Source organism: Nocardia rosealba (assembly GCF_020216065.1).
Lineage (GTDB): Bacteria > Actinomycetota > Actinomycetes > Mycobacteriales > Mycobacteriaceae > Nocardia > Nocardia rosealba.
The window spans coordinates 362,995-388,630 of record NZ_JAIWNA010000001.1 but is presented as its reverse complement, the minus strand read 5'-3'; the positions used below and the strand labels follow the sequence as shown (position 1 = coordinate 388,630).

At 65.9% G+C, this 25,636-nt stretch carries 21 protein-coding genes; 11 read left to right on the top strand and 10 right to left on the bottom strand.

The window, feature by feature from the left end:
- Window positions 1-8 precede the first annotated feature (8 nt).
- Both LDL21_RS01895 and LDL21_RS01890 read right to left on the bottom strand, forming a co-directional pair.
- Window positions 9-983 (bottom strand): NADPH:quinone oxidoreductase family protein, encoded by a 975-nt coding sequence (locus tag LDL21_RS01895; protein ID WP_225278567.1) that lies wholly within the window; start codon window positions 981-983, stop codon window positions 9-11.
- Window positions 984-1,036: 53 nt separating this feature from the next.
- Complete coding sequence (locus tag LDL21_RS01890) at window positions 1,037-2,734, bottom strand: serine/threonine-protein kinase (protein ID WP_225278566.1); 1,698 nt, start codon at window positions 2,732-2,734, stop codon at window positions 1,037-1,039.
- A 156-nt stretch (window positions 2,735-2,890) separates the two neighbouring features.
- On the opposite strand from LDL21_RS01890, the gene LDL21_RS01885 reads away from it, so the two are divergent.
- Window positions 2,891-3,661 carry an acyl-[acyl-carrier-protein] thioesterase gene (locus LDL21_RS01885; protein ID WP_225278565.1) on the top strand — a complete coding sequence of 257 codons (771 nt, stop codon included), beginning with the start codon at window positions 2,891-2,893 and terminating at the stop codon, window positions 3,659-3,661.
- A gap of 207 nt (window positions 3,662-3,868) precedes the next feature.
- Here the strand turns inward: LDL21_RS01885 and LDL21_RS01880 are convergent, their stop codons facing one another.
- On the bottom strand, window positions 3,869-5,527 hold the full coding sequence (locus LDL21_RS01880) for an FAD-dependent oxidoreductase (RefSeq protein WP_225278564.1): 1,659 nt from the start codon (window positions 5,525-5,527) through the stop codon (window positions 3,869-3,871).
- Window positions 5,528-5,644: 117 nt separating this feature from the next.
- Here LDL21_RS01880 and LDL21_RS01875 point away from each other — a divergent pair, with 117 nt between their 5' ends.
- Window positions 5,645-6,136 (top strand): SixA phosphatase family protein, encoded by a 492-nt coding sequence (locus LDL21_RS01875; RefSeq protein ID WP_225278563.1) that lies wholly within the window; start codon window positions 5,645-5,647, stop codon window positions 6,134-6,136.
- Window position 6,137: 1 nt separating this feature from the next.
- Here the strand turns inward: LDL21_RS01875 and LDL21_RS01870 are convergent, their stop codons facing one another.
- Complete coding sequence (locus LDL21_RS01870; protein ID WP_067485129.1) at window positions 6,138-6,338, bottom strand: hypothetical protein; 201 nt, start codon at window positions 6,336-6,338, stop codon at window positions 6,138-6,140.
- 48 nt (window positions 6,339-6,386) lie between these two features.
- Here LDL21_RS01870 and LDL21_RS01865 point away from each other — a divergent pair, with 48 nt between their 5' ends.
- From LDL21_RS01865 to LDL21_RS01845, 5 genes are all read left to right on the top strand, one after another.
- Window positions 6,387-6,755, top strand: coding sequence for a VOC family protein (locus LDL21_RS01865; protein WP_225278562.1), 369 nt, complete (start codon window positions 6,387-6,389; stop codon window positions 6,753-6,755).
- 86 nt (window positions 6,756-6,841) lie between these two features.
- The gene (locus tag LDL21_RS01860; RefSeq protein WP_225278561.1) at window positions 6,842-7,303 is read left to right on the top strand and encodes a MerR family transcriptional regulator; all 462 of its coding nucleotides are present in this window, start codon (window positions 6,842-6,844) and stop codon (window positions 7,301-7,303) included.
- On the top strand, window positions 7,300-8,310 hold the full coding sequence (locus LDL21_RS01855; protein ID WP_225278560.1) for an aldo/keto reductase: 1,011 nt from the start codon (window positions 7,300-7,302) through the stop codon (window positions 8,308-8,310). The genes LDL21_RS01860 and LDL21_RS01855 overlap by 4 nt, the downstream gene beginning before the upstream one ends.
- Window positions 8,311-8,410: 100 nt before the next feature.
- Complete coding sequence (locus LDL21_RS01850; protein WP_225278559.1) at window positions 8,411-8,725, top strand: GNAT family N-acetyltransferase; 315 nt, start codon at window positions 8,411-8,413, stop codon at window positions 8,723-8,725.
- A complete protein-coding gene (locus LDL21_RS01845) occupies window positions 8,722-9,711 on the top strand; it encodes a pirin family protein (protein WP_225278558.1) in 990 nt (329 codons plus the stop codon). The genes LDL21_RS01850 and LDL21_RS01845 overlap by 4 nt, the downstream gene beginning before the upstream one ends.
- 33 nt (window positions 9,712-9,744) lie before the next feature.
- Here the strand turns inward: LDL21_RS01845 and LDL21_RS01840 are convergent, their stop codons facing one another.
- Both LDL21_RS01840 and LDL21_RS01835 read right to left on the bottom strand, forming a co-directional pair.
- The gene (locus LDL21_RS01840; RefSeq protein ID WP_225278557.1) at window positions 9,745-10,224 is read right to left on the bottom strand and encodes an SRPBCC family protein; all 480 of its coding nucleotides are present in this window, start codon (window positions 10,222-10,224) and stop codon (window positions 9,745-9,747) included.
- Window positions 10,221-10,553, bottom strand: a complete 333-nt coding sequence (locus LDL21_RS01835) for an ArsR/SmtB family transcription factor (RefSeq protein WP_067485870.1) — start codon at window positions 10,551-10,553, stop codon at window positions 10,221-10,223. Before LDL21_RS01835 ends, LDL21_RS01840 begins: the two co-directional genes overlap by 4 nt.
- A gap of 126 nt (window positions 10,554-10,679) precedes the next feature.
- Between LDL21_RS01835 and LDL21_RS01830 the strand changes: the two genes are divergently transcribed.
- Window positions 10,680-11,936, top strand: a complete 1,257-nt coding sequence (locus LDL21_RS01830) for an FAD-dependent oxidoreductase (RefSeq protein ID WP_225278556.1) — start codon at window positions 10,680-10,682, stop codon at window positions 11,934-11,936.
- Between the two features lie 168 nt (window positions 11,937-12,104).
- Entirely contained in the window at window positions 12,105-12,731 is a 627-nt protein-coding gene (locus tag LDL21_RS01825; protein ID WP_225278555.1) for a DUF8020 domain-containing protein, read from the top strand.
- Between the two features lie 87 nt (window positions 12,732-12,818).
- Here the strand turns inward: LDL21_RS01825 and LDL21_RS01820 are convergent, their stop codons facing one another.
- Window positions 12,819-13,349 (bottom strand): CGNR zinc finger domain-containing protein, encoded by a 531-nt coding sequence (locus LDL21_RS01820; protein WP_225278554.1) that lies wholly within the window; start codon window positions 13,347-13,349, stop codon window positions 12,819-12,821.
- A 38-nt stretch (window positions 13,350-13,387) separates the two neighbouring features.
- On the opposite strand from LDL21_RS01820, the gene LDL21_RS01815 reads away from it, so the two are divergent.
- Together LDL21_RS01815 and LDL21_RS01810 are read left to right on the top strand one after the other, a co-directional pair.
- Window positions 13,388-14,371 (top strand): EamA family transporter, encoded by a 984-nt coding sequence (locus LDL21_RS01815; RefSeq protein WP_225278553.1) that lies wholly within the window; start codon window positions 13,388-13,390, stop codon window positions 14,369-14,371.
- A 45-nt stretch (window positions 14,372-14,416) separates the two neighbouring features.
- A complete protein-coding gene (locus tag LDL21_RS01810) occupies window positions 14,417-15,613 on the top strand; it encodes a Fic family protein (RefSeq protein WP_225278552.1) in 1,197 nt (398 codons plus the stop codon).
- Window positions 15,614-16,757: 1,144 nt separating this feature from the next.
- Here the strand turns inward: LDL21_RS01810 and LDL21_RS01805 are convergent.
- From LDL21_RS01805 to rpoB, 3 genes are all read right to left on the bottom strand, one after another.
- Complete coding sequence (locus LDL21_RS01805; RefSeq protein ID WP_225278551.1) at window positions 16,758-17,933, bottom strand: AAA family ATPase; 1,176 nt, start codon at window positions 17,931-17,933, stop codon at window positions 16,758-16,760.
- 96 nt (window positions 17,934-18,029) lie between these two features.
- Entirely contained in the window at window positions 18,030-21,983 is a 3,954-nt protein-coding gene (locus LDL21_RS01800; protein WP_225278550.1) for a DNA-directed RNA polymerase subunit beta', read from the bottom strand.
- 111 nt (window positions 21,984-22,094) lie between these two features.
- Window positions 22,095-25,595, bottom strand: a complete 3,501-nt coding sequence (rpoB, locus tag LDL21_RS01795; protein ID WP_225278549.1) for a DNA-directed RNA polymerase subunit beta — start codon at window positions 25,593-25,595, stop codon at window positions 22,095-22,097.
- Window positions 25,596-25,636: the final 41 nt, after the last annotated feature.

The window sequence follows — 25,636 nt, the reverse complement described above, 5'->3', positions numbered from 1 at the left end:
ACCCCGAGTCAGCGCAGCTGTACGACGACCTTGCCGGTAGCGGTCCGGTTGTCCAGGGCGGCAACGGCTTCGGCCGTGCGCTCCAAGGGGTAGAGGACCGGTTCCGGCGCAGTGACGGCACCGGAGGCGAACAGCGGCGCCAGGTCGGCCCACTGTTCGGCCAGGTAACCGGGGTGAGTCATCACCCATTCACCCCAGGCCGCGCCGACGACCTCCACGTTCTTGAGCAGCAGCCGGTTCACCTTCACCGTAGGGATCTCGCCCGCGGTGAACCCGACGACGAGCAACCGGCCACCACCCGCGAGGCTGCGGACGCTGTCGGTGAAACGGTCGCCGCCCACCGGGTCGAGCACGATGTCGACGCCCCGCCCGCCGGTGAGGTCCTTGACCGCCGCCAGCCAGCCGTCGGTGAGCACCACGTCGGTGGCCCCGTTGGCCTTGGCGACCTGCGCCTTGGCCTCGGTGCTCACCACCGCGATCACCCGGCCCGCGCCGAGCGCCTTGGCCAGCCGCAGGGTCGAGGTACCGACGCCACCGGCCGCACCGTGCACGAGAACGGTCTCGCCCTCGGCCAGCCTGCCGCGCTTGGTGAGGCAGAAGTGCACGGTCAGGTCGTTGAACAGGATGCCCGCGCCCGCCTCGAGCGAGACGTTGTCCGGCAGCTTGAAGACCGCGTCCGCAGGCGCCACCGCCACCTCCGCGACGCCGTTGCCGAGCATGGTCAGTGCGGCGACCCGGTCACCGGCACGCAGTCCCGATTCGGCGGGCGCCTCGCGCACCACGCCACCGACCTCACCGCCGACGACGAACGGCAGACCCGGCTTCATCTGATAGAGACCGCGCGTCATCAGCACATCGGGGAAGGCGATCCCGGCGGCGTGCACATCGATGAGGACACCGCCCGGGTAAGCGACCGGTTCGGGCAGGTCGACGATCTCGATCGACGACGGACCTTCCAACTTGCTCACCTGAGCTGCACGCATCTGGGAAACCTCTCTCGACGATCAAACCCCTGTCGAACATATCCCGGCCACGCTCAGCGATGGGCGAATTCCAGCATCGCCTCACTGGAGAGCACCGAACCACCCTTGATGATGGTCAGGCCCGCAGGCGTGACCTGGTACTTCGTTCCGTCGCTCGGGTTGGTCGCGGTGAAACCGCCGCCACCGGTCGGGACGGGATCGTCGAGTTCGATCGCGTTGCCGTTGCTCACCGCGACACCCTTGTAGTAGAAGCGGTCGTCCCCGGTGTGGCAGATGACCACGCGTGAGGTGGTGGTGCGCGCGATCGTCATGGCGGCGTCGTTGTCGTTGCAGCGCGGGCCACCGCTGCGGAAACCCTGCCCGTCGGCGCCGGTGACGGCCGAATTCAAGGGCGGCACAGTGGTTGTGGTCGGTTTCGGCTCCGTCGGCGGTGCCTGCGGAATGCCGGTGGGCACTTCCTGGCTGACCGACACCACCACCGGCGGCGGCATCTGCAGACTGGACGAGGACACCGGCTGACCTGCGCGGTCGGTTCCGGAATCGTTGACGCTCAACATCACCCACACCGCCACACCGACAGCGGCCACGACGATCAGCGCGCCGAGCGCACCGGCGAGAATCGGCGTCGCCGAATTCCGCTGCGGCAGGGGCAGTGGTTCCGACGGATGGGCGTAGGCGCCCGAGGAGAACTGGGGGCCGGTGCTCATCCTGGTCTGCTGCCGCCCGGACTGCGCGAAACCGGCGATCGGCTGCTGCGGTGCGGACCGGTGCGCCGCGGCGGGTGGCTGAGCCGGCGAGGGAGCGGTCGGCGGCGGCGGTTGCGGCCCGGTGACCCGCGTCTGCCCGGTGAACGAGCGCGGCGGCGGCTGCTTCACCAACGGCGTCACCCGTGGACCGGGAACGGTTGCGGGGGCGTCGCGTTCGGCTTGCACCAGCGCGGCACGGGCGGCGCGAGCCAGGTCGCCCGGTGAGCCGTAGCGCTGCTCGGGCCGCTTGGCCATGCCACGCTCGATCACCGCGTCGAACGCCGACAGCGTCGGATCGGCCGCGCTCGGCCGGGGCGGCGGCGCCATCTGATGCGAACCGATCGCGCCCGCGAGACTGTTCACCGGAAACGGCACCCGCCCCACCAGCGACTCGTAGAGCACACAGGTGAGCGCGTAGGTGTCGACGGCAGGCGTCATCGGCACGTCCTCGAACCGTTCCGGCGCCATGTAGGCCATCGAACCGACGGCGCTGCCCGCGCTGGTGAGCTGCGGATCGGACGCACCGTGCGCGATACCGAAGTCGACCAGATAGGCGAACAGGTTGGCCGTGAGCAGGATGTTGGCCGGCTTCACGTCGCGATGCACCAGGCCGAGCTCGTGCGCGGCATCGAGCGCCGCCGCGATCTGCTCGACCACCTGCACCGCCTCGCCGGGCGTGAGCTTGCCGTGCTGCTGCAACCGCTCCTTGAGATCGGAACCGCGCACCAGGCGCATGTCGATGTAGAGCACACCGTCGACCTCGCCCCAGTCGTGCACCGGGATGACGTGCGGCTCCTGCACACTGGCCATCGCATGGGATTCGCGGCGGAAACGCTGCACATAGGTGGGGTCGGCCGCCAGCTCACGATTGAGCACCTTGAGCGCGACGACGCGATCCTTGGTGGTGTCGAAAGCCTCGTAGACCTCGCCCATACCGCCGACTCCGAGAAGACGACGCAACTCATAGCGACCGAACATCGCGCCTGCCATCGCCCCGCCGGCCATTCCAGCAGGTTACCGGGCGCCTACAGCACTTGTCATGTACGCCGGTGGGGGCTAGTCCCGGCTCGACGTGAGGGTGTGATCTGCGCACCGTAAAGTCGAGGGCAGAACTACGCAAGAAGTCGCGGCTCACCTGTGTGGACCGCGCAAGGAGCACACGTGTCACTCGATCAGCCACTGGCCCCGCTACCCCAGGAGGGCACGGGTTTCGCCACGGCGTGGCCTGTCCGGGCCGGCGACGTGGACCCGTACCATCGGCTGCGCTTCGACGGGGTCGCCCGCTACCTGCAGGATATCGCCTACGAGGAACTGCATCAGACCGCGCTGCACCGCACCGACCCCACCTGGATCGTGCGCCGCACCGTCATCGACGTGATCCGGCCGGTCGTCTTCCCCGATCGCGTACACCTCACGCGGTGGTGCGCGAGCATGTCGACCAGGTGGACGAACATGCGCGTGCGCATCACCAGCGAGGGCGGCGGCCTGATCGAGACCGAGGGATTCTGGATCAACCTCAGCGAGTCGAGCAACCTGCCCGCCCGCATCAGCGACGAAGGCCTGGCCTACCTGGCCCGCACCACCGACGAACACCGGCTGCGGTGGCGGCCCTACCTCACCGATCCGGCGCCGCGCGAATCCGACACCGATGTGCCGTTCCCGGTGCGCGCCACCGACATCGACCAGTACAACCACGTGAACAACGCCTGCTACTGGCAGGCCGTGGAGCAGTTCCTCGTCGATTACCCGAAGCTGCTCGCGGTGCCGCATCGGGCGGTGATCGAGTACGTGGCGCCGGTGCTGGCGCGGGAACACATCACGGTGCGCGGGCGGTATGAGCCGGGTGATGTGAGTGGGCGACCGGTGTTGCGGTTGTGGTTCGTGGTCGGTGGGATCACGACCACGGTCGTCAAGGTCATGCCACTGCCGTGATTTTTGCGGCTGGCGCCGCGGGTTCTCGGCCTGTTCCCTTGATCTTCCCTCCCTCCGGGCACTCCTTCGTCGCACCCTCCGGTCAGTCCAGATCAAGGCGGCCGAGAACCGGATGCGGGTTTTGCCTAGCCCTTTCGGGCTCGCGGTGGGGTTCTCGGCCTGCTTCTTGGTCAGGATCGAGGCGACCGAGAACCGTCGCGGGTCGGTCTAGCCCTTCGCGGCCTTGAGGAGGTCGGCGCGGGTGGTGAACTTGACGCGGGGCCGGCCTGCCGCTTTGCCTGCGGCCTTTTCCGCCTGGTCGATGGTCTTCCAGGCGGCGCGGTCGACGAGGTCGGGCTGACGCTCGGTGAGCAGGGCGCGCAGGGCGGCCCGGTCACCGGTGGGGGTGGTGAGTCTGCCCGCGATGAAGTCGGCGATCAGGGCTTCGACGGTTTCCTCGGCATCGATCCGGTTGGAGCCGATCACGCCGCGCGGACCGCGCTTGATCCATCCCGCCACGTACACACCGGGCAGGGGCTGGGTGTCGGCGAGCACGCGGCCGTGCTCGCTCGGCACCACTCCGCGACGTTCGTCGAACGGCAGGCCGGGCACGGGGACGCCACGGTAGCCGATCGAGCGGAGCACCAGGCCGGTGTCGAGGCGTTCGGTGCGGTCGGTGGGGGTGGCGACGAGGTCGGCGGTGAGTTCGTTGTGCGCGAACTCGATACCGGTGACGTGGTCGTCACCGAGTACCTCGGTGGGGGTGGCCAGGTAGCGGAAGACGATGCGCTTGTTCGCCGGATCGCGACGGCCGGTCGAATACTCCTGGGCCAGCTGGTATTTCAGGCGCAGCGACGGCTCGATGTTCGGGTCGTCGAGGATCGCGCGGCTGTGCTCGTCGAGTTCGAGGTCGGCGGGATCGACGACCACGTCGACGCCCTTCAGATGGGTGAGCGCGAGGAACTCCGGCGAGCTGTACGCCGCCTGCAGCGGACCACGGCGGCCGAGAATCACGACCTCGCGGATGTTGCTGCGGCGCAGGGCGTCCAGGGCGTGGTCGGCGATATCGGTCTTGGCCAGCTCGTCGGGGTCGACGGTGAGCACGCGCGCCACGTCGAGCGCCACATTGCCGTTGCCGACGATCACCGCCCGCTCACCCGACAGGTCGAACTCGCGCTCGGCGAAATCGGGATGGCCGTTGTACCAGGCGACGAACTCGGTGGCCGAATGGCTGCCGGGCAGGTCCTCACCCGGGACACCGAGCTTGCGGTCGCTCGACGCGCCGACGGCGTAGATCACGGCGTGGTGGTGCTCGAGCAGCTCACGGTGATCGATGTGTTCGCCGATCTCGACATTGAGGTAGTACTGCAGAGTGTCGCGACGGAAGGCCGATTCGAACATCGTCGCGACGTTCTTGGTGCCCGCGTGATCGGGCGCCACACCCGCGCGAACCAGGCCCCACGGCGTCGGCAGCCGGTCGAACATCTCCACCTCGACATCGCTGCGCCGCAACAGCTCGTCGGCGGCGTAGCAGGCCGCCGGGCCCGCACCGACGATCGCGACGCGCAAGGTGCCGAGACTCTTCGGTGGGCGCACGGGGGTGGCGAGTGGGTCGAAATTCGTCTCCAGCGGGTGACGCCGGAAGTAGTCGGCATTGATCTCGCGGTACCTGCCGAGCGAGGCGAGGAGGTCGTCCTCGGAGAAGATGGCGTCCACCGGGCACGCATCGACACAGGCGCCGCAGTCGATACAGGTGTCTGGGTCGATGTAGAGCATTTCCGCCGTGGCGAACTCCGGCTGATCCGGGGTCGGGCGGATGCAGTCGACCGGGCACTCGGTGACGCAGCTGGCGTCGTTGCAACAACGCTGCGTGATGACGTAGGCCATGGGTGCAGATCCTCGAAATGTGTGGTCGGACGTCACCTCGGGTATGAGTGACGCAGCTTTCAGTGTGCCTCGAGTGTGACTGCGACCTCACCGGTGTGCACGATTACCGTGTAGTACATGGCGGTGACCCTGATCCTGATGCGGCACGGAAAATCGGCGTACCCGGACGGGGTGGAGGACCACGAACGGCCACTGGCACCGCGCGGCGAACGCGAAGCCGCACTCGCGGGCGACTGGTTGCGCGCCACCCAGCCGGCGATCGACGCGGTGCGCTGCTCCACCGCCAAGCGCACCCGGCTCACCCTGGCCGCCACCGGAATCGACGCACCCGTCGAGTACCGCGACGACATCTACGAGGCGAACCCGCACACCCTGATCGAGCTGATCCAGCTCACCGACGATGCTGTCTCGACTCTCCTCCTTGTCGGTCATGTTCCCGGAATCCCTTGGACTGCTTGGGATCTCGCGAACAACCGCGATTCCGACGCGGCCACCGAACTGAGCCGCAAATTCCCCACCTCGGCGCTGGCGGTACTCGAGTTCGACCGGCCGTGGGCGCGGGTCGACCAGGGAACCGGCGAACTGACGCACTTCCACGTGCCGCGCTGACCTACTTCAGCAGCTTGCCCCCGACCACGATCCCGACGCCGAGCAACGCGAGCAGCACGAAGGCGACCACGCCGTTCGTCAGCCACCAGACCACGCCGAGTACCAGTACCACCGGTGCCACCGCGATGGCGGTGATCACCGGGCTCTCCTTCACCGTTTCCCAGGCCGAGCGGGCCCGGATGCGGTCGATCTCCTTAGCCATGTGATCCACACTACGTTTCTGTCGGTGGGCGGTGGGATGCTTGACCGCATGGATTGGAAAATCGAGCTCGTTGCCATCCCGGTCACCGATATCGATCGGGCCAAGGACTTCTACACCAGCATCGGATTCAACGCCGATCACGACCACACGCCGAGCCCCGACATCCGCTTCGTCCAGCTCACCCCGCCGGGTTCGGGCTGCTCGATCTGCATCGGCCGCGGCATCACCCAGGCTGCTCCCGGCAGCGTCGAGGGCATGCAGATGGTGGTGCCGAGCGCCCAGCAGGCCTACGAACAACTCGTCGCGGCAGGCGTCGAGGCGAGTCCGGTGCAGGATCTGGGCTGGGGCCTGTTCACCTTCTTCGCCGACCCCGACGGAAACCGCTGGGCGGTACAGGAACTGCCGAAGTACAACTGAGATCGGCTCGTCCCGCGAATAGGCTTGCTTGGAGTGCACTCCAGGTGGCTAGCGTCGGTGGAGTTCCACGAGAAGGGACGAGCACGATGGATCCGGAACCGGTTCGGCACACCGAGGGCGCGAACGAACGGGAGCGCCCGAAATACTCGATCGGCGAGGTCGCCGAGCGGTCGGGCCTCAGTCGCGACACGCTGCGCTGGTACGAGCGGATCGGGCTGATGAACTACATCGGTCGCGACCACACCGGCAACCGCCGCTTCAGCGATCGCGACCTGGAGTGGCTGGAGCTGATCGCGCGGCTGCGCACGACCGGCATGCCGGTGGCCGACATGATCCGGTATGCCGAACTGGTGCGGGCGGGTGAGCAGACCTTCCCGCAACGACTGGCGATGTTCCGGCAGACCAGGGCCGACGTGCTCGACAAGATCGCGGAACTGCAGAAGACCGTGGCCGTGCTGGACTACAAGATCGCCGTGTACGAGGGCCGATCCGAGTTCGTCCCGCCCGTCACGCTCACCGCGCACACGAGCGAAGGAACCGATACATGAGCACCACTCTGCCGACCACCACCCTCGGCGCCGACGGCCCACGGGTCGGCATCCAGGGTCTGGGCTGCATGGGCATCAGCGAGTTCTACGGCGACTCCGACCTGGCCGAGTCGCGGGCAACCCTCGAGCACGCCCTCGAACTCGGCGTGACCCTGTTCGACACCGCCGATATCTACGGCTCGGGCCACAACGAGGAATTCCTGTCCGATTTCGTCCGCGAACACCGCGACGAGCTGGTGATCGCCACCAAATTCGGCATCGTCCGCAAGGCCGACGATCCCACGTTCCGCGGCTTCGACAACTCCCCCGAATACATCCGCGCCGCCGTGGACGCCAGCCTGCGCAGGCTCGGTGTCGACACCATCGACCTGTACTACATGCACCGCCGCGACCCGGCCGTGCCGATCGAGGACACCGTCGCCACGATGGCCGAGCTGGTCACCGCGGGCAAGGTCCGCGCGCTCGGCCTGTCGGAGGTGACCGGCGACGAACTGCGCGCCGCGCACGCGGTGCACCCGATCGCGGCCGTGCAATCGGAGTGGTCGCTGTTCTCCCGCGATGTGGAGCGCACCGCCGTGCCCGCCGCGGCCGAACTCGGTGTGACGTTCGTGCCGTACTCGCCGCTGGGTCGCGGGTTCCTCACCGGCGCCTTCCGCAACGCGGACAGCCTCGGCGGCAACGACTTCCGGCAGCGGATGCCCCGCTTCACCGGCGAAAACGCGGAACGCAATGCCGACCTACTCGCACCGCTGGCGGCGATCGCGCAAACACGCGGCATCACCCAGGCCCAGGTCGCCCTCGCCTGGGTGCACGCGCGCGCCGAGGCACACGGCCTTCCCGTGGTGCCCATCCCGGGCACCCGCAAGCGCGGCAGGCTCGCCGAGAACGTCGCGGCGGCCGCGGTGCGGCTCAGCGCCGACGAACTCGCGACGCTGGAACCGATCGCCGGACAGGTGGCGGGCCCACGGTACGCGGACATGTCGTTCACCTCGGCGGGACGCGAATAGCATCGGCTCGGGGCGCGGCGGGAATACTCACGCCGCGCCCGGGTTGGTCGGTATACCAAGTCACGAGCGCACCTGTTGGCGGTGCGGAAGGAGCGCGAAGATGTCGGAGACCACCGCGTCGCAGGCCCGAGTCGTCCGCAACGACGACAAGAACCGCTACGACATCTACTACGGCGACGAACTCGCCGGCTTCGCCGAGTACATCGAGCGCGGCAACGACACCGACTTCGTGCACACCGAGATCGACGACGCCTTCGGCGGCAAGGGCCTGGGCAGCAAGCTGGCCCGCTACGCCGTCGAGGACGTGATCGCGCGCGGGCGAACCATCACCCCGCACTGCCCGTTCATCCGTGGCTGGCTCGACAAGCACCCCGAGTTCGACGCGCATGTGGTCGGCAAGGGCATCCCCGGATGAGCGACCTCGAGGCCGACCCCACCGAGGTGCTGTGCGAACCGTCGCCGAGCCCCGGCCCGATCACCGAGCTGTACCCGGCCAGGGAAGTCCCGCTCGGCGGCGTGCGCGGCGTGTATGTGGAACGCACCCTGCCGCAACGAGATCTGCCGACCGTCGGCGCGTGGTGTTTCCTCGACCGGTTCGGCTCACCCACCGTCACCCGCACCGGCGCCTCACCCGACATCCTGCCCCACCCGCACATCGGCCTGCAGACGGTGACCTGGCCGTTCGACGGGCAGATCCGGCACCGCGATTCGGTGGGTTCGGATGTGCGGATCGAACCGGGTCAGCTGAACCTGATGACCTCCGGTCGCGGCATCGCGCATTCGGAGTTCGGCGTGCCGGGCGCGAACGCGGGCAACGGCCTGCAACTGTGGATCGCCCTGCCCGACAACGCGACCGGCGTCGAACCGCACTTCGAGCAGCATCGTGAGCTGCCCGTGTACGAGGAACCGGGACTACGGGCGACCGTGCTGATCGGTTCGCTGGGCGGCGTCACCTCACCGGCGAAGGCCTATACGCCGATCGTCGGCGCGGACATCGTCCTCGATCCCGGCGCGGACGTGCGGCTACCCCTGGAACGCGCCTTCGAGCACGCGGTGCTCGTGGTGGAGGGCACGGTCGTCGTCGACGGCGTCGAGCTCGGTCCCGGACCACTGCTGTACCTGGGCACCGATCGGGCCGAGGTGCGTTTGACGAGCACCGACCGCGCGCATTTCGCCCTGATCGGCGGTGAGCCGTTCACCGAGGAACTGGTGATGTGGTGGAACTTCGTCGGGCGAAGTCACGAGGAGATCGTCGCGGCGCGTGAGGCGTGGGAAGCCCACGACACCAGCCGGTTCGGGCGGGTGGTCGGCCATCCGGAACAGGAGCGGATTCCCGCTCCGCCGTTGCCGCCGCTGCGGTTGAAGCCGCGTAAACGTGCGACCGGCTGCTCGCACAGCTGAGCAGCCGGGCCGGCGTCGTGCGTCCGCGCGCGGTCAGCGGTTTCCGGCGAGCAGGGCGTCGAGGGCGCGGTAGCTGTCGTTGAGGCCGGTCTCCATGCCGGAGGCGAGCATGCCCGCGCATTCCTCGGCGGTGTGGAAGATGCTGTCGGTGACCACGCGGGTGCCGCCGTTGCCGAGGTCGACGAAGGTGGTCGTGTCGATCGAGATGTGGGCGGGCATGCCGTCCCATTCGAAGGACTGCACGATCCGCTCCTTCGGGGTGATCTCACGGAAGCGGCCTTCGAAACCGTAGGACTCGTCGCCCTCGTGCTCGACGAAACGCCAGTGCCCGCCCTTGCGGAACTCCCAGCGCTCGATGTCGACCTCGTGGCCGCGCGCCCACCAGCGCGACAGCTGCTCGACGCGGCTGTAGGCGTCCCACACCCGATCCAGCGGAGCGTCGAAATCGCGTTCGATGTGCACTTCGCGGTCCGAGGTGGAGGTGATGACCGCGTCCTTAGTTGTGGTGCTCATTGCTCTGGCTCCGTTCGTCGCAGGAATTCATCGAGACGGTCCATCCGGGCTTCCAGCATCTGGCGATAACCCTGCATCCAGGCCACCTCCCGATCGAACACGTGCTCGCCGATGCGGCAGTACCGCACGCGCCCACGCTTCTCGGTGACCACCATGCCCGCATCCTCGAGCAACCCGATGTGCTTCTTGATGCCGGTCAACGTCATCTCGAACCGCTCGGCCAACTCGCTGACGGTGGCGGGCCCACGACCGAGATGCTCGAGGATGCCCCGCCGGGTGGGGTCCGCGAGCGCCCCGAACGAGGCGTCTAGGAAGTCATACTGAACCATCTAGTTCAGTATTGCGTGCGCACCCAGGCGCGTCAAGGGGCGATCGGGAGTTTGCCGAATTCCCTGTACCGGCAGTGGGATTTACTACTACGCTTCGTCGTAGACATTCCGGCGGAGGGGAAAACGATGGACAAGACAACGTGCTGCATCGTCGGCGGCGGACCGGCCGGGATGATGGCGGGTCTGCTGCTGGCGCGGGCGGGTGTCGAGGTCACTGTGCTGGAAAAGCACCCCGACTTCCTGCGCGACTTCCGCGGCGACACCGTCCATCCGTCGACGATTCGGCTGCTCGACCAGCTCGGGCTCGGCGCCGAATTCGCCCGTCTCCCCCAGTCCGCGCTGACCACCCTGCGCGTCTACGCGGGCGACCGCATGGTGGTCGCCGCCGACTTCACCAGGGTCCCCGGCCGTTACCGGCACGTCGCGATGGTCCCGCAGTGGGACTTCCTCGACCTGCTGGCCGGTGCCGCCGCTGCCGAACCCGGGTTCACCCTGCGGATGCGCTCGACCGTCACCGGGCTCGTCCAGGAGTCCGGCACGGTCGTCGGCGTGCACTACCTCGACGCGACGGGCGACACGCACACGCTGCGCGCCGACCTCGTCATCGCCTGCGACGGGCGCGATTCCGTGGCACGAGAGTCGGCGGGCCTGCTTCAGCGAAGCGAGGATGTGCCGATGGACATGTGGTTCTTCCGCATCCCCAAAGCCGTCGACGACAGCGAAAGCGGTGCCGTACAGACCCGTTTCACCAGTGGAAATTCGGCAGTGGCGATCGATCGTGGCGACTACTACCAAACCGGATACATCATCGAGAAGGGTCGCGACGCAACGCTGCGGGCCGAGCACGACGTGCAGTGGCTGCGGGATCGGATCGGCGAGCTGTTCGACTGGCCGGCCGAGGCGCTCGCACACATCCGGTCCTGGGACGACGTCAAGTTGCTCGAGGTGACCGTCGGGATGCTCGAACGCTGGTACGTGCCCGGCCTGCTGTGCATCGGCGACGCGGCGCACACCATGTCGCCGGTCGGCGGTGTTGGCGTGAACCTCGCCATCCAAGACGCCGTCGCCGCCGCCCGTCTTCTCGCCCGACCCCTGCTCGACGGCGTCGTCACCACCGCCGACCTCGACAAGGTGCAGCGCAGGCGGATGCTGCCCGCGAGCTTCACCCAGCGCTCGCAACGCGGCGAACACGAGCTGCTCATCGCTCCCGCCCTCCGCGGCGAACTGTATGCCGCACCGCTGCCGCTGCGCGTGGTCGACGCGATGCCTGCGCTCGCGGGGCTTACCGCGTACTTGGGCGGTATCGGACTTCGACCGGAGCACGCACCCGACTTCGCCCGGCGTCCACCGGTCGGTGCGGACCCGCTGAAGCCGGCTCATTGAACTGTGGATTCGTACGCCGATCACGACTGTTGGTTGTGGTCTTGCCCGAGGCCCGAGTCGCGACGGCACAACATCCGGGGAGAACTTTCCGAAAAGCTGATCAGCGGCTAAGTTTGCCGCGATGACCGGGCGTGCGTGGCCCGGTGCGGGCAGTAGGAGGATGGCGCGATGAGGTTCGGCAAGGTGTTCGGCGCGGCGGTGCTGGCGGTGGGAGTCGGTGTCGCGGGGGTCGGGATCGGACACGCCGAGCCGGCGCCCGCCCCGCAATCCCTGGGACTGCGTGGGGTCGACAACGGCGTGAACTACGAGGTCAGCGCGACCGACGATCGGCGCGCGGTGGTCACCAGCATCGACACCGGCCGCTTCCAGCTCGTCCACGACGCGAAAGTCGTTGCCATCACCGATGATTCGGGTGCGGTAGTGGCAGCGCTGCCGATGGTCGTGCGGGTCGGCGAGCACGCGGTGCCGCTCACTCCGAGCATCGACGCCGAGGGTTCGCGACTCACCCTCACCCCGGTCGGCGAATCCGAGACCCCCGTCCGCGACATCAGCGCGCAGGAACGGTTCTTCGCCGAAACCCAACGGCTGCAACCGGAGATCATCCAGGGCGCGGCGATCGGCGCCGCCATCGGATTCGTCCTCGGCTTCCCCCTCGGGCTGTTCGTCCTCGACTTCATCACGGTGCCCGTGGCGACCGTCGCCGGTGCTGCCATCGGTGCGCTCGCGGGGTACGCGATGGCCGGTGGTCAGCCGGCGATCGACACCGCGATCGCCTACGTCACCGGGGCGCCCTGAGTCGCGATACGTCGGGTAGGCCGCGTCCTTCCGCCGTCGGTCACGCGCGCTCGCACCCCGTTCAGGGCGTCGACCGACGCTGCCGCCTCACCGCTGACGTGCGCGATATGCGGCGACTGCGTTGCGGTTGCCGCAGGTGGTGCTGCAGTAGCGCTTCGAGCGGTTGCGGGACAGGTCGAGGACCAGGCCTGCACAGTCGTCGTCGGCGCAGATCGAGAGGCGGCTCAGGTCGTCGGCGCGGATGACATCGATCATCGCCATGGCGGTTTCCACCGCGATGCGCACCGGGAGCGCGGCCTCGGCGGGGACGGCGTGCACGTGGTAGTCGACGCTGCCGTGGCGGACCAGCTGCGGCACCGCGCGGTGCTCGCGCAGGATCTCGTTCACCAGCGTCACCGCGGTGTCGCGGTCGCTGGTCAGCAGCCGACGTAGCGGGCCGCGCAGGGCACGCACCTCCGACAGTTCCGCCTCGTCGCCTCGGTGTGCGCCCGTGTAGTCGTGCCGGACGAAGAACTCGTCGAGCTGGGCGATCTCGGTGAGCGTATCCGGCTCGACGGCGGAATTCACCAGCTCCACAGCCGACAGCAGCGCCGCCTCGGTGTCATGAGCAAAAACCATGTTGACAGATTACGCCATGGTTCCTACCGTCATTAGTCATGGCGACTTTGACCCATGACGCGACGGCCCGGCGGCTGCGCACCGGCTTGCTCTTCGCCCTCGCCTCGGCCACCTCGTTCGGTCTCTCCGGGCCACTCGCGCGTGGGTTGATGAACGCGGGCTGGAGTGCGGCCGCGGTGGTCGCCGTGCGGGTGCTGCTCGCAGGAGTCGTGTTGTTGCCGCTGGCCTGGCCGCATCTGCGCGACAACCGGAAGCTGTTGCGCGACAATGCGAAACTCATCGTCGCCTACGGTTTGGTCGCCGTAGCGGGCACGCAGCTCGCCTATTTCAACGCGGTCGCGCGCATGGAGGTCGGCACCGCGTTGCTCATCGAATTCGCGGCGCCGATCGCGGTGGTCGGCTGGTTGTGGGTGCGGCACCGGCAGCGCCCAGGCGCGGCGACCGTCGCCGGTGCGATTCTCGGTATCACCGGCCTGATGCTGGTGCTCGACGTGGTCTCCGGCGTCTCCACCGACCCCGTCGGCGTCATCTGGGCGCTCGGCTCGATGGTCGGCGCCGCAACCTATTTCGTGCTCTCCGACCAGGGCAGCGACCTACCCGGCACCGTCCTCGCCGCAGGCGGTCTCCTCATCGGCGGCGTGGTCCTGCTCGCGGCCGGAACCATCGGCATCGTCCCCCTGCGCGCCACCACGAACCCCGTCGTCTTCGACGATTTCACCACCCCCTGGTGGCTGCCCATCCTCCTCATCGGCATCGTCACCGCCGCCATCTCCTACGTCACCGGCATCGCCGCCACCCGCCGCCTCGGCTCCCGCCTGGCCTCCTTCGTAGCCCTCACCGAAGTCCTCGCCGCCCTGCTCTTCGCCTGGCTCCTCCTCGGCGAAGCCCCCGGCCCCATCCAACTCCTCGGCGGCGCCCTGATCCTCCTCGGCGTCATAGCCGTCCGCCTCGGCGAACCCACCGTCACCACCCTCGGCGACCCCGAATCCCCCACCGCCGAACCCCAACTCGACCGAACCTGATTTTCTTATACTCATTTATCCCACAATTGAGTATAAGGTTGAAAGATGTCATCAGATATCGTGTGGCCTGCTATCACGTGGGAATCGCATGACTGGGTGCCTACGATTCCGGCCGAACTCCTTTCTCGGCGGGTCCGCGAGCGCCATCAAGGGCCGTACCAGGCCACCATCGCCCCTGCTATCGCCGACCATGATGTTCGACTGCCCGCCGACGTCCTCGCCGTAGCGGACGAAGTCACGGTCGAAATCGCACGATTCGACACCTTGGTCGGTGCCGATCTCACGCCGTTCGGGGCGATTCTGCTGCGCACCGAATCCGCATCGTCCTCGCAGATCGAACATCTCACCTCGGGCGCGAAGGCGATTGCGTTGGCCGAGATCGGCAGCGGTGATCAGCGAAACGCCGTCGAGATCGTCGGCAACGTCCGAGCGATGCGGACGGCGTTGAGCCTCGACGGCGCCATTGACGATCAACTGATCCTGCGGACACATGCCGCACTCATGGTCCACGAACCCGACACGGCGGGTCGGTGGCGCAACCAGCAGGTCTGGATCGGTGGGGACAATGTCGGCCCCCATGGCGCGGCCTTCGTCGCCCCACACCACGACCGCGTTCAGGACTCGATTGCCGACCTTCTCGCCTTCATCCGCCGTGACAACATCCCTGCGCTGGCACATACCGCCATCGCCCACGCGCAGTTCGAAACGATCCACCCCTTCACGGACGGCAACGGCAGGACCGGTCGGGCCCTGATGCACGCCATGCTTCGGGCCAAAGGCGTCACCGAACAAGTCACCGTTCCCATCGCAGCAGGCTTGCTGACCCGCGTCGACGACTACTTCGGCGCGCTCACCGCGTACCGTGCCGGCGACCCGGCGCCGATCGTGCGGCAGGTCGCCGAAGCGTCCTTTGCCGCACTCGGCAACGCCCGGATGCTCGTCGACGACATCCATCAGATCCGCGCCCGTTGGGAAGCTGTCGTCCGAGCCCGCCGAGGCGCTACCCCCTGGCGACTGATGGATGTCGCGCTGCGCCAACCGGTCTTCGACGCCAAAACCGTCGCCGAAGCCCTGGATATCACCGACTCCAACGCGGTGCGTGCGATCGGCACCCTCGTCGACGCGGGCATCCTCACCGAATTCACCGGCATGCGCCGCAATCGCCTCTGGCAGACCCGAGAAGTCCTCGATGCCCTCGACGACTTCGCCCGCCGAACCGGCAAGCGCGCCAACGCAAACTGACGCCGGACGTTACCGGTCGCGGTACTCGTCCTCGGTGATGGTCAGACCAGTGACCGGCAGCGGTGATCAGAACGAAAACGGCCCCCGATCCGGAGAGCGGGGGCCGAAATCTATTACCTTGCTACTGTCAGCGGTAGTCGCTGAGCAGTAGTCCTCCAGAGTCACTGCGGCGGCACGGGCTTCTTCGGTCGGCTGCACCTGAATATTGCGGTAACGGTAAATACTGGTACCCGCCGGTGACCCGAAGGCACCGTTGTTCTCTGGGTCGCGGTCAGGTCGGCGCGGTCTTGGAACAGTTGACGCAGCAGCGGCCTCGGGCCCGCAGGAGGACGTCGAGTTGGTCGTGGGTCAGTACGCAGCTGCAGGTAGCGGCGAGTTCGGTTCGAGCTCGCTAAACAGTTCGCGGGCCGTGTAGACAACCAACAACTGAGGAGAAAGCCTTCTAGTTCGCATTGTGTGATGTGCAGGAAGATTCAGATGCTTCGCTGTCAGCAAACGGTCGCTATAGGTCACTCCGTGAGCCGCACCCAACTCCAAACGCTCCACCAGCGAAGCGGCCCATCTACACGTTACAGTACCGGCAATTTCCGAATCCGATCGACCGCCCGCCGCAAACTATCACTTACTTCGGATGCCGCAATCACATTCCAATGAGTCGAGGCGAACTCATTGATCCGCAATACATATAGCGGACCGGGACGACCTCCGGGCGCTACCATATCCGTCCGCACTCCGGATGAATTCGACTTTGCACACAATCCCAAAACCGTCTGCTTCGGGTGCATCAGAGAATCCGGATCACGTGGGATGCTAGACACTCGCACACTGAAATATTCCGCAAAACCCGCCGGGTCGGCCAACAACCAGCCTTCAGTCATCGGATGCACTACACGCAGTAAGAAATTTGGCGACATAGAGTCAATCTTCGCAGTCAGCCGAGCGTGCAGCGTAACAGGACACTCAGTATCAGAATCTCGCATGACCAACCATAACGATCGGGTGGCAGCCCGATTGTAGTTCGGCACGAGCGGATCTAGCCGCGACTTCCCACCCTTTACGACAATTTTGCCGACCTCTCGGCCAGCAGCTCGCACAAGCGCCTCGGCCATACCTCGGTCAGATTCACCTTCGACTACAACATTTATCATTTCCGTCGACCGGACCGTCCTGACCCGATTTCAATTAAGCCATTCAGATTCTTGGGAGAAATCAATCCCTGAACAATATCCGAAACCGGTATTCCGGCCTCCACTTCGTCTATAGACTCTGGAATATCAGCGAGGAGAGTCGCACTGGTGCCATCATTTGTAACTTGAAGCACCAGAACCTCGTCCGCAACTACCCCCTCGTCGTCAAGCAACTCCGGCGCATGAGTCGACAGGAGTACCTGGAGTTCTCGATCTCGCTGAACGGTCGCAAGCACGGTAGGGAGGGTACGGACAATTGAGGCATTTAAGGAGAGCTCAGGCTCTTCCAGTAGCAGAATTCCTCCATTCGCCGGAGCACTAACCAGCGTCCATAACAAACCGATCAGCCTCAGTGTTCCGTCGGAGAATTCCGCCTCGGTATGCCGCGCAGGAGACGGCATCCAGTTTCTATAACCCGCCACCAGATGTGGCCGACCAGTTGAATCGACCTCGATTCCGAGGGTTTCAAAGCCCGGTACCGCAGCCACCAGGGCCGTCTGCATCCGCGTTAGCCATGCATTTCTGGTCTTCAACGGTTGGACGCTATTCATCTGCGCAATAAAATCACCACCAAACGGGTCGCCGACTCGCCCAGCACGAGCTGGGTCTCGAATGACCTGAGGAACCAGATGAAAATATCTAACTTTGGCGAAATACTCGGATATCTGGCGAAATTTCTGATTTGCCGATATCTGCTCAAGGTGCGTCTGAGTCAGGCGTTCAGGGTCGTCGATGTCCGCCTCGTCTGGACGAAGAAGAAGGACTTCGCCGTTTCGTTCGACACGCTCTTCCTCGACGATTGGCCTGTTCTTCCCTTTTCCCTCACCCTTTACCGCCAAAGTGTATCGCCAGCGATCATCCCCTTCTAACAGTTCAAAATCTAGAACCAGACGTCCTTTGCGATTGTTGCGAGCGAACAAGCTTCGAACTTTACCGAGCCCACCACGTCGGTCAAGTGCAGCGGATAACCCTCCACCCGTTGTATCGGCAATATCGCCGATGAATCTGAAAAGATCAAGAAGGTTCGACTTACCTGCAGCATTCGGACCGACGACGAAAAGACGGTCACGGATGGCGAAGTTTACGTTCTTGAAGTTACGCCAATTACTCGCGCTCACGTGCACGATGCGCATGCTTCACTCCACGTCTTCTCGTTGCGGTTTCATCTGATCGTACATGCAAAAGGCCCCCGCACGGAGAACCGAGCGGGGGCCGAATGCTGTTGCTGCTTAGCGGTAGTCGCTGAAGCCGTAGTCGTCCAGCGGCACTGCGGCGCCGGTGGAGGAGCCGAAGCTGTCCGGCGAGTAGTAGGTGTCGTCGTAGGACGGCACCGCGTACGCGGCGGCACGGGCTTCTTCGGTCGGCTGCACCTGGATGTTGCGGTAACGGTTGATACCGGTACCGGCCGGGATGAGCTTACCGATGATCACGTTCTCCTTCAGGCCGATCAGCTTGTCCGAGCGGCAGTTGATGGCCGCGTCCGTCAGCACTCGGGTGGTCTCCTGGAAGGAGGCCGCCGACAGCCACGAATCGGTGGCCAGCGACGCCTTGGTGATACCCATCAGCACCGGACGACCGGAGGCGGGCTCGCCACCCTCGGCGACCACGCGACGGTTCGAGGCCTCGAACTCGGCGCGCTCGGTGAGCGAACCGGGCAGGAACTCGGTCGCACCCGAATCGATGATCGTCACGCGACGCAGCATCTGGCGCACGATGACCTCGATGTGCTTGTCGTGGATCGACACACCCTGCGAGCGGTAGACCTCCTGGACCTCGTGGACCAGGTGGACCTGCACCTGACGGGGACCCATCACGCGCAGCACCTCGTGCGGATCGGCAGCGCCCTCGAGCAGCTGCTGACCCACCTCCACGTGGTCACCGTCGGCCAGCAGACGCTCGGAGCCGTCGTCGTGCTTGAACACCCGCAGACGCTGACGCTTCGAGAGCTTGTCGTAGACGACTTCCTCCGACCCGTCATCAGGGATGATCGTGATCTTGTAGAAGCGGTCGTCGTCCTCGAGCCGCACCCGGCCCGAGACCTCCGCGATCGGCGCCTTGCCCTTGGGGACACGGGCCTCGAAGAGCTCCTGAACACGCGGCAGACCACCGGTGATGTCGTCGCCGGCGACGCCACCCTGGTGGAAGGTACGCATGGTCAGCTGGGTACCGGGCTCACCGATGGACTGGGCGGCGACGATGCCGACGGCCTCGCCGATGTCGACCAGCTTGCCGGTGGCCATCGAACGGCCGTAGCAGGTGGCGCAGACGCCGGTGCCGGTGGTGCAGGTCAGCACGGAGCGGACCTTCACCTCGGTGATACCGGCCTCGAGCAGCGCCTCGAGCGCGGGGTCGCCGAGGTCGGCGCCCTTCGCCACGATGACGTTGCCGTTCGCGTCGACCGCATCCTGTGCCAGGGTGCGGGCGAAGGTCGAGGTCTCCACATGCGCGTCACGGATGATCGTGCCGTCGGCCTGCTTCTCCGCGATCGGCACCACGATGCCGCGCTCGGTGCCACAGTCGTGCTCGCGCACGATGACGTCCTGCGAGACGTCGACCAGACGACGGGTCAGGTAACCCGAGTCGGCGGTACGAAGCGCGGTGTCGGCCAGACCCTTACGAGCACCGTGGGTGTTGATGAAGTACTCGAGCACGGTCAGGCCCTCACGGAACGAGGACTTGATCGGGCGCGGGATGAACTCACCCTTCGGGTTCGTCACCAGGCCCTTCATACCGGCGAGGGTACGGGTCTGGGTGAAGTTACCCGTGGCACCCGAGTCGACGATCGTGATGATCGGGTTGTCGGCCGGGTAGTGGGTGCGCAGCGCCGCACCGACCTCTTCGGTCGCTTCCTGCCAGATCTTGACCAGGGCGTTGTTGCGCTCCTGGTGATCGAGAGCACCACGCTGGTACTTCTTCTCGATCTGGTCGGCCATGCCCTCGTAGCGCTCCATGATGTCGGCCTTCTCCGGCGGAACGAGCACGTCCGACATGGAGACGGTGACACCCGAACGCGTGGCCCAGTAGAAGCCGGCGTCCTTGAGCTTGTCGACGGTCTGGGCGACGACGATCATCGGGTAGCGCTCGGCCAGATCGTTGATGATCGTGGCCTGACGCTTCTTCGGCATCGGCTCGTTGATGAACGCGTAGTCCGCCGGGAGCAGCTCGTTGAAGATCACGCGACCGAGCGTGGTCTCGGCGAGCCAGGCATCGCCACGGTGCCAGCCCTCGGGGAACAGCTCCGCCTCGATCTCCTTCGGCGGGCGCTGCTCGGTGAGCCGCACCTTGATCATCGAACGCACGGTGAGCTCACCGCGGTCGACGGCCATCTGCGCCTCGGCGGGCGAGGAGTACACACCGAACTCCGGGGTGTCCTTGCCGCCGGCCTTGTAGGTGCCGACACCGTTCTCGTCGAGACGAGTCAGGTAGAACAGGCCGGTCACCATGTCCAGACGCGGCATCGCCAGCGGGCGACCCGACGCCGGGGACAGGATGTTGTTCGACGACAGCATCAGGATGCGCGCCTCGGCCTGCGCCTCCGCCGACAGCGGAAGGTGCACGGCCATCTGGTCACCGTCGAAGTCGGCGTTGAACGCCTCACACACCAGCGGGTGCAGCTGGATGGCCTTGCCTTCCACCAGCTGCGGCTCGAAGGCCTGGATACCCAGGCGGTGCAGGGTGGGCGCACGGTTCAGCATCACCGGGTGCTCGGCGATGACCTCTTCGAGGACATCCCACACCTGGGGACGCTGACGCTCGACCATCCGCTTGGCGGACTTGATGTTCTGCGCGTGGTTGAGATCCACCAGACGCTTCATGACGAACGGCTTGAACAGCTCGAGCGCCATCAGCTTCGGCAGACCACACTGGTGCAGCTTCAGCTGCGGACCGACCACGATGACCGAACGGCCCGAGTAGTCGACTCGCTTACCGAGCAGGTTCTGACGGAAACGACCCTGCTTGCCCTTGAGCAGATCGCTCAGCGACTTCAGCGGGCGGTTACCCGGACCGGTGACCGGGCGACCACGACGACCGTTGTCGAACAGTGCGTCGACGGACTCCTGCAGCATCCGCTTCTCGTTGTTGACGATGATCTCGGGCGCACCCAGATCGATCAGTCGCTTGAGGCGGTTGTTGCGGTTGATCACGCGGCGGTACAGGTCGTTCAGGTCGGAGGTGGCGAAGCGGCCACCGTCGAGCTGAACCATCGGGCGCAGCTCCGGCGGGATCACCGGAACAGCGTCGAGCACCATGCCCATGGGCGAGTTGCCGTTGGCCTGGAAAGCCGCGACGACCTTGAGGCGCTTGAGCGCACGCAGCTTCTTCTGGCCCTTACCGCTGCGGATGGTCTCGCGCAGCGACTCGGCCTCGGCGTCGATGTCGAAGTTCTCCATCAGCTTCTGGATGGACTCCGCACCCATGGCACCGGTGAAGTACTCGCCGTAACGGTCGACGAGCTCGCGGTAGAGCACCTCGTCGACGATGAGCTGCTTGACCGACAGCTTGGTGAAGGTGGTCCAGATCTCGTCGAGACGATCCAGTTCGCGCTGGGCGCGGTCACGCAGCTGACGCATCTCGCGCTCGCCGCCGTCCTTGACCTTGCGGCGCACGTCGGACTTGGCGCCCTCGGCCTCCAGCTCGGCCAGGTCGGCCTCGAGCTTCTGCGCGCGGGCCTCGAGATCGGCGTCGCGCTGATCGGCGACAGCCTTCTTCTCGACCTCCATCTCGGCCTCGAGGGTGCTGAGCTCGTTGTGGCGCAGCTCCTCGTCGACACCGACGATGACGTAGGCGGCGAAGTAGATGATCTTCTCGAGATCCTTCGGCGCCAGGTCCAGCAGGTAACCCAAGCGCGACGGAACGCCCTTGAAGTACCAGATGTGAGTGACGGGTGCGGCCAGCTCGATGTGGCCCATGCGCTCACGACGCACCTTGGCGCGAGTCACCTCGACGCCACAGCGCTCACAGATGATGCCCTTGAAGCGGACGCGCTTGTACTTGCCGCAGTAGCACTCCCAGTCCCGGGTGGGGCCGAAGATCTTCTCGCAGAAGAGCCCGTCCTTCTCCGGCTTGAGCGTGCGGTAGTTGATGGTCTCCGGCTTCTTGACCTCGCCGTAGGACCAGTTGCGAATGTCTTCGGCAGAGGCCAGGCCGATCCGGAGTTCATCGAAGAAGTTGACGTCTAGCACGTAACTTCCTTTCCCCTGTTCGGGTCGAATTCGAGCAAAAGTTCACTAGTTGTCGAGCGCGGTGCGCGATGCGGGCGCCTTTTCCGGAGACGCCCGCACCGCGCTTACCACCTAGTTCGCCAAATCGTCGACAGTGGCCGCTTCGTTCCTGGACAGGTTGATGCCCAGGTTCGCCGCGGCGCGCTCCAGATCCTCGTCGTCACCGTCACGCATCTCGATCGCGGCGCCGTCCGAAGACAGGACCTCCACGTTGAGGCACAGCGACTGGAGTTCCTTGAGGAGCACCTTGAACGACTCCGGAATGCCCGGCTCCGGAATGTTCTCGCCCTTGACGATGGCCTCGTAGACCTTCACGCGGCCGACCACGTCGTCGGACTTGATGGTCAGGAGCTCCTGCAGCGTGTACGCCGCGCCGTAGGCCTGCATGGCCCAGCACTCCATCTCACCGAAACGCTGACCACCGAACTGCGCCTTACCACCCAGCGGCTGCTGCGTGATCATCGAGTACGGACCGGTCGAACGCGCGTGGATCTTGTCGTCGACCAGGTGGTGCAGCTTCAGGATGTACATGTAACCGACCGCGACCGGGTACGGGAACGGCTCGCCGGAACGACCGTCGAACAGGGTCGCCTTGCCGTCGGCGTCGACCATCCGCTCACCGTCACGGTTGGGCAGCGTCGAGCCGAGCAGACCGGTGAGCTCGTTGTCCTTGGCGCCGTCGAAGACGGGCGTCGCGATGTTCGAGTCGGCCGGTGCGGCCAGCATCTCCTCGGGCAGCGTGGCCGCCCACTCGGGACGAGTGCCGTCCGTGGCCACGTCGATGTTCCAGCCGGCCTTACCGATCCACCCGAGATGGGTTTCCAGGATCTGGCCGATGTTCATACGACGGGGCACACCGTGGGTGTTCAGGATGATGTCGACCGGGGTGCCGTCGGGCATGAACGGCATGTCCTCCACGGGGAGGATCTTGCCGATGACGCCCTTGTTGCCGTGGCGGCCGGCGAGCTTGTCGCCGTCCTGGATCTTGCGCTTCTGCGCCACGTAGACACGGACCAGCTCGTTCACGCCGGGAGGCAGATCGTCGTCGTCCTCGCGCGAGAACACGCGGATGCCGATGACCTTGCCGGACTCACCGTGGGGCACCTTCAGCGAGGTGTCGCGCACTTCGCGCGCCTTCTCACCGAAGATGGCACGCAGCAGGCGCTCTTCCGGGGTGAGCTCGGTCTCGCCCTTGGGCGTGACCTTGCCGACCAGGATGTCGCCGTCACGAACCTCGGCACCGATGCGGATGATGCCGCGCTCGTCCAGGTCGGCCAGCACCTCGTCGGAGACGTTCGGGATGTCCCGGGTGATCTCCTCGGCGCCCAGCTTGGTGTCGCGGGCGTCGATCTCGTGCTCTTCGATGTGGATCGAGGTGAGAACGTCCTCTTCCACGAGGCGCTGCGACAGGATGATCGCGTCCTCGTAGTTGTGGCCTTCCCACGGCATGATCGCGACGAGCAGGTTCTTGCCGAGCGCCATCTCACCGTTCTCGGTGCAGGGACCGTCGGCCAGGACCTGGCCGGCCTCGACCCGCTGACCCTCGTCCACGATCGGACGCTGGTTGGAGCAGGTGCCCTGGTTGGAGCGGTTGAACTTGCGCATCCGGTAGGACTTGCGGCTGCCGTCGTCGGCCATCACGGTGACGTAGTCGGCCGAGACCTCCTCGACCACACCCGACTTCTCGTTCACCACGACATCGCCGGCGTCGACCGCGGCGCGCAGCTCCATGCCGGTGCCCACGATGGGAGCCTCGGAACGGATCAGCGGCACGGCCTGACGCTGCATGTTCGCACCCATGAGGGCACGGTTGGCGTCGTCGTGCTCGAGGAACGGGATCATGGCCGTCGCGACCGACACCATCTGGCGCGGCGAGATGTCCATGTAGTCGACCTGTGCGGGCGAGACGAACTCGACCTCTTCACCGGCGCGCCGCACGAGGACCTTCTCCTCGATGAAGCGACCCTCGGCGTCGACCGGCGAGTTGGCCTGCGCGCGGACGTAACGGTCTTCCTCGTCGGCCGTGAGGTACTTGACCTCGTCGGTGACCTTGCCGTCGACGACCTTGCGGTACGGCGTCTCGATGAAGCCGAACGGGTTGACCCGCGCGTACACCGACAGCGAACCGATCAGGCCGATGTTCGGGCCTTCCGGGGTCTCGATCGGGCACATGCGGCCGTAGTGCGACGGGTGGACGTCACGAACTTCCAGACCGGCACGCTCACGGGACAGACCACCCGGGCCCAGCGCCGACAGGCGGCGCTTGTGGGTGAGACCCGACAGCGGGTTGTTCTGGTCCATGAACTGCGACAGCTGGGAGGTTCCGAAGAACTCCTTGATCGCCGCGACCACGGGCCGGATGTTGATCAGGGTCTGCGGCGTGATCGCCTCGACGTCCTGAGTCGTCATCCGCTCGCGGACCACGCGCTCCATGCGGGACAGGCCCACGCGGATCTGGTTCTGGATCAGCTCGCCGACGGTGCGCAGACGACGGTTACCGAAGTGGTCGATGTCGTCGATCTCGACGGGGACCTCTTCGCCGCCGGGGGCGGTCATCGAGCGGTCACCGGCGTGCAGACGCACCAGGTACTCGATGGTGTCGACGATGTCTTCCTTGGTGAGCACCGAGGAAGTGACCGGCTTGTCGAGGTTGATGCCGAGCTTCTTGTTGATCTTGTAGCGACCGACGCGGGCCAGGTCGTAGCGCTTCTCCTTGAAGAACAAGTTCTCCAGCAGGGTCTGCGCGGACTCCTTGGTCGGCGGCTCGCCCGGACGCAGCTTGCGGTAGATGTCGAGCAGCGCCTCGTCCTGGCCGGGCGTGCTGTCCTTCTCCAGGGTCGACATCATGATCTCGGAGAAGCCGAAACGCTCGACGATCTCCTCGGTGGTCATGCCGAGTGCCTTGAGCAGCACGGTGACCGGCTGACGGCGCTTGCGGTCGATGCGGACACCGACGGTGTCGCGCTTGTCGACGTCGAATTCCAGCCAGGCGCCGCGCGACGGGATCACGCGCACGCTGTGCAGGTCCTTCTCGGTGGCCTTGTCGATGCTGTGATCGAAGTAGACGCCGGGGGAACGCACGAGCTGGGAGACGACGACACGCTCGGTGCCGTTGATGATGAAGGTGCCCTTGTCGGTCATCATGGGGAAATCACCCATGAAGACGGTCTGGCTCTTGATCTCGCCGGTGTTGTTGTTGATGAACTCCGCGGTGACGAACAGAGGCGCCGCGTAGGTCATGTCCTTCTCTTTGCACTCATCGATGGAGGCCTTGACCTCTTCGAAGCGCGGGTCGGAGAACGAGAGGGACATCGAACCGGAGAAATCCTCGATCGGCGAGAGCTCTTCGAGCACCTCTTCGAGGCCGCCTGCGAGACCGACGTCGCCGCGTGCGGCCGCCTTCTCACGCCAGTCGGGAGAACCGACCAACCAGGCGAACGAGTCCGTTTGTAGGTCGAGAAGTCCGGGCACCTCCAAGGGCTCTCGGATCTTCGCGAACGAAACCCTCAACGGGGCTCCGGGGATACCAGCCTTGGTCTGGGTGGAGACTGCCAAGATGCGTCCTTCCAGCACCTCACGCGCGTCGCGTGGTGGTCCGCGACCGTCGCTTGTCT

Excerpts from the sequence above, each read along its gene's own strand:
- LDL21_RS01875 (WP_225278563.1), top strand. The coding sequence starts at position 5,645 with ATGGCGGTGACCCTGATCCTGATGCGGCACGGAAAATCGGCGTACCCG.
- LDL21_RS01810 (WP_225278552.1), top strand. The coding sequence starts at position 14,417 with ATGTCATCAGATATCGTGTGGCCTGCTATCACGTGGGAATCGCATGAC.
- LDL21_RS01870 (WP_067485129.1), bottom strand. The coding sequence starts at position 6,338 with ATGGCTAAGGAGATCGACCGCATCCGGGCCCGCTCGGCCTGGGAAACG.
- LDL21_RS01860 (WP_225278561.1), top strand. The coding sequence starts at position 6,842 with ATGGATCCGGAACCGGTTCGGCACACCGAGGGCGCGAACGAACGGGAG.
- LDL21_RS01895 (WP_225278567.1), bottom strand. The coding sequence starts at position 983 with ATGCGTGCAGCTCAGGTGAGCAAGTTGGAAGGTCCGTCGTCGATCGAG.
- LDL21_RS01805 (WP_225278551.1), bottom strand. The coding sequence starts at position 17,933 with ATGCGCATCGTGCACGTGAGCGCGAGTAATTGGCGTAACTTCAAGAAC.
- LDL21_RS01825 (WP_225278555.1), top strand. The coding sequence starts at position 12,105 with ATGAGGTTCGGCAAGGTGTTCGGCGCGGCGGTGCTGGCGGTGGGAGTC.
- LDL21_RS01890 (WP_225278566.1), bottom strand. The coding sequence starts at position 2,734 with ATGGCCGGCGGGGCGATGGCAGGCGCGATGTTCGGTCGCTATGAGTTG.
- LDL21_RS01830 (WP_225278556.1), top strand. The coding sequence starts at position 10,680 with ATGGACAAGACAACGTGCTGCATCGTCGGCGGCGGACCGGCCGGGATG.
- LDL21_RS01855 (WP_225278560.1), top strand. The coding sequence starts at position 7,300 with ATGAGCACCACTCTGCCGACCACCACCCTCGGCGCCGACGGCCCACGG.
- LDL21_RS01880 (WP_225278564.1), bottom strand. The coding sequence starts at position 5,527 with ATGGCCTACGTCATCACGCAGCGTTGTTGCAACGACGCCAGCTGCGTC.
- LDL21_RS01850 (WP_225278559.1), top strand. The coding sequence starts at position 8,411 with ATGTCGGAGACCACCGCGTCGCAGGCCCGAGTCGTCCGCAACGACGAC.
- LDL21_RS01845 (WP_225278558.1), top strand. The coding sequence starts at position 8,722 with ATGAGCGACCTCGAGGCCGACCCCACCGAGGTGCTGTGCGAACCGTCG.
- LDL21_RS01840 (WP_225278557.1), bottom strand. The coding sequence starts at position 10,224 with ATGAGCACCACAACTAAGGACGCGGTCATCACCTCCACCTCGGACCGC.
- LDL21_RS01820 (WP_225278554.1), bottom strand. The coding sequence starts at position 13,349 with ATGGTTTTTGCTCATGACACCGAGGCGGCGCTGCTGTCGGCTGTGGAG.
- LDL21_RS01865 (WP_225278562.1), top strand. The coding sequence starts at position 6,387 with ATGGATTGGAAAATCGAGCTCGTTGCCATCCCGGTCACCGATATCGAT.
- LDL21_RS01835 (WP_067485870.1), bottom strand. The coding sequence starts at position 10,553 with ATGGTTCAGTATGACTTCCTAGACGCCTCGTTCGGGGCGCTCGCGGAC.
- LDL21_RS01815 (WP_225278553.1), top strand. The coding sequence starts at position 13,388 with ATGGCGACTTTGACCCATGACGCGACGGCCCGGCGGCTGCGCACCGGC.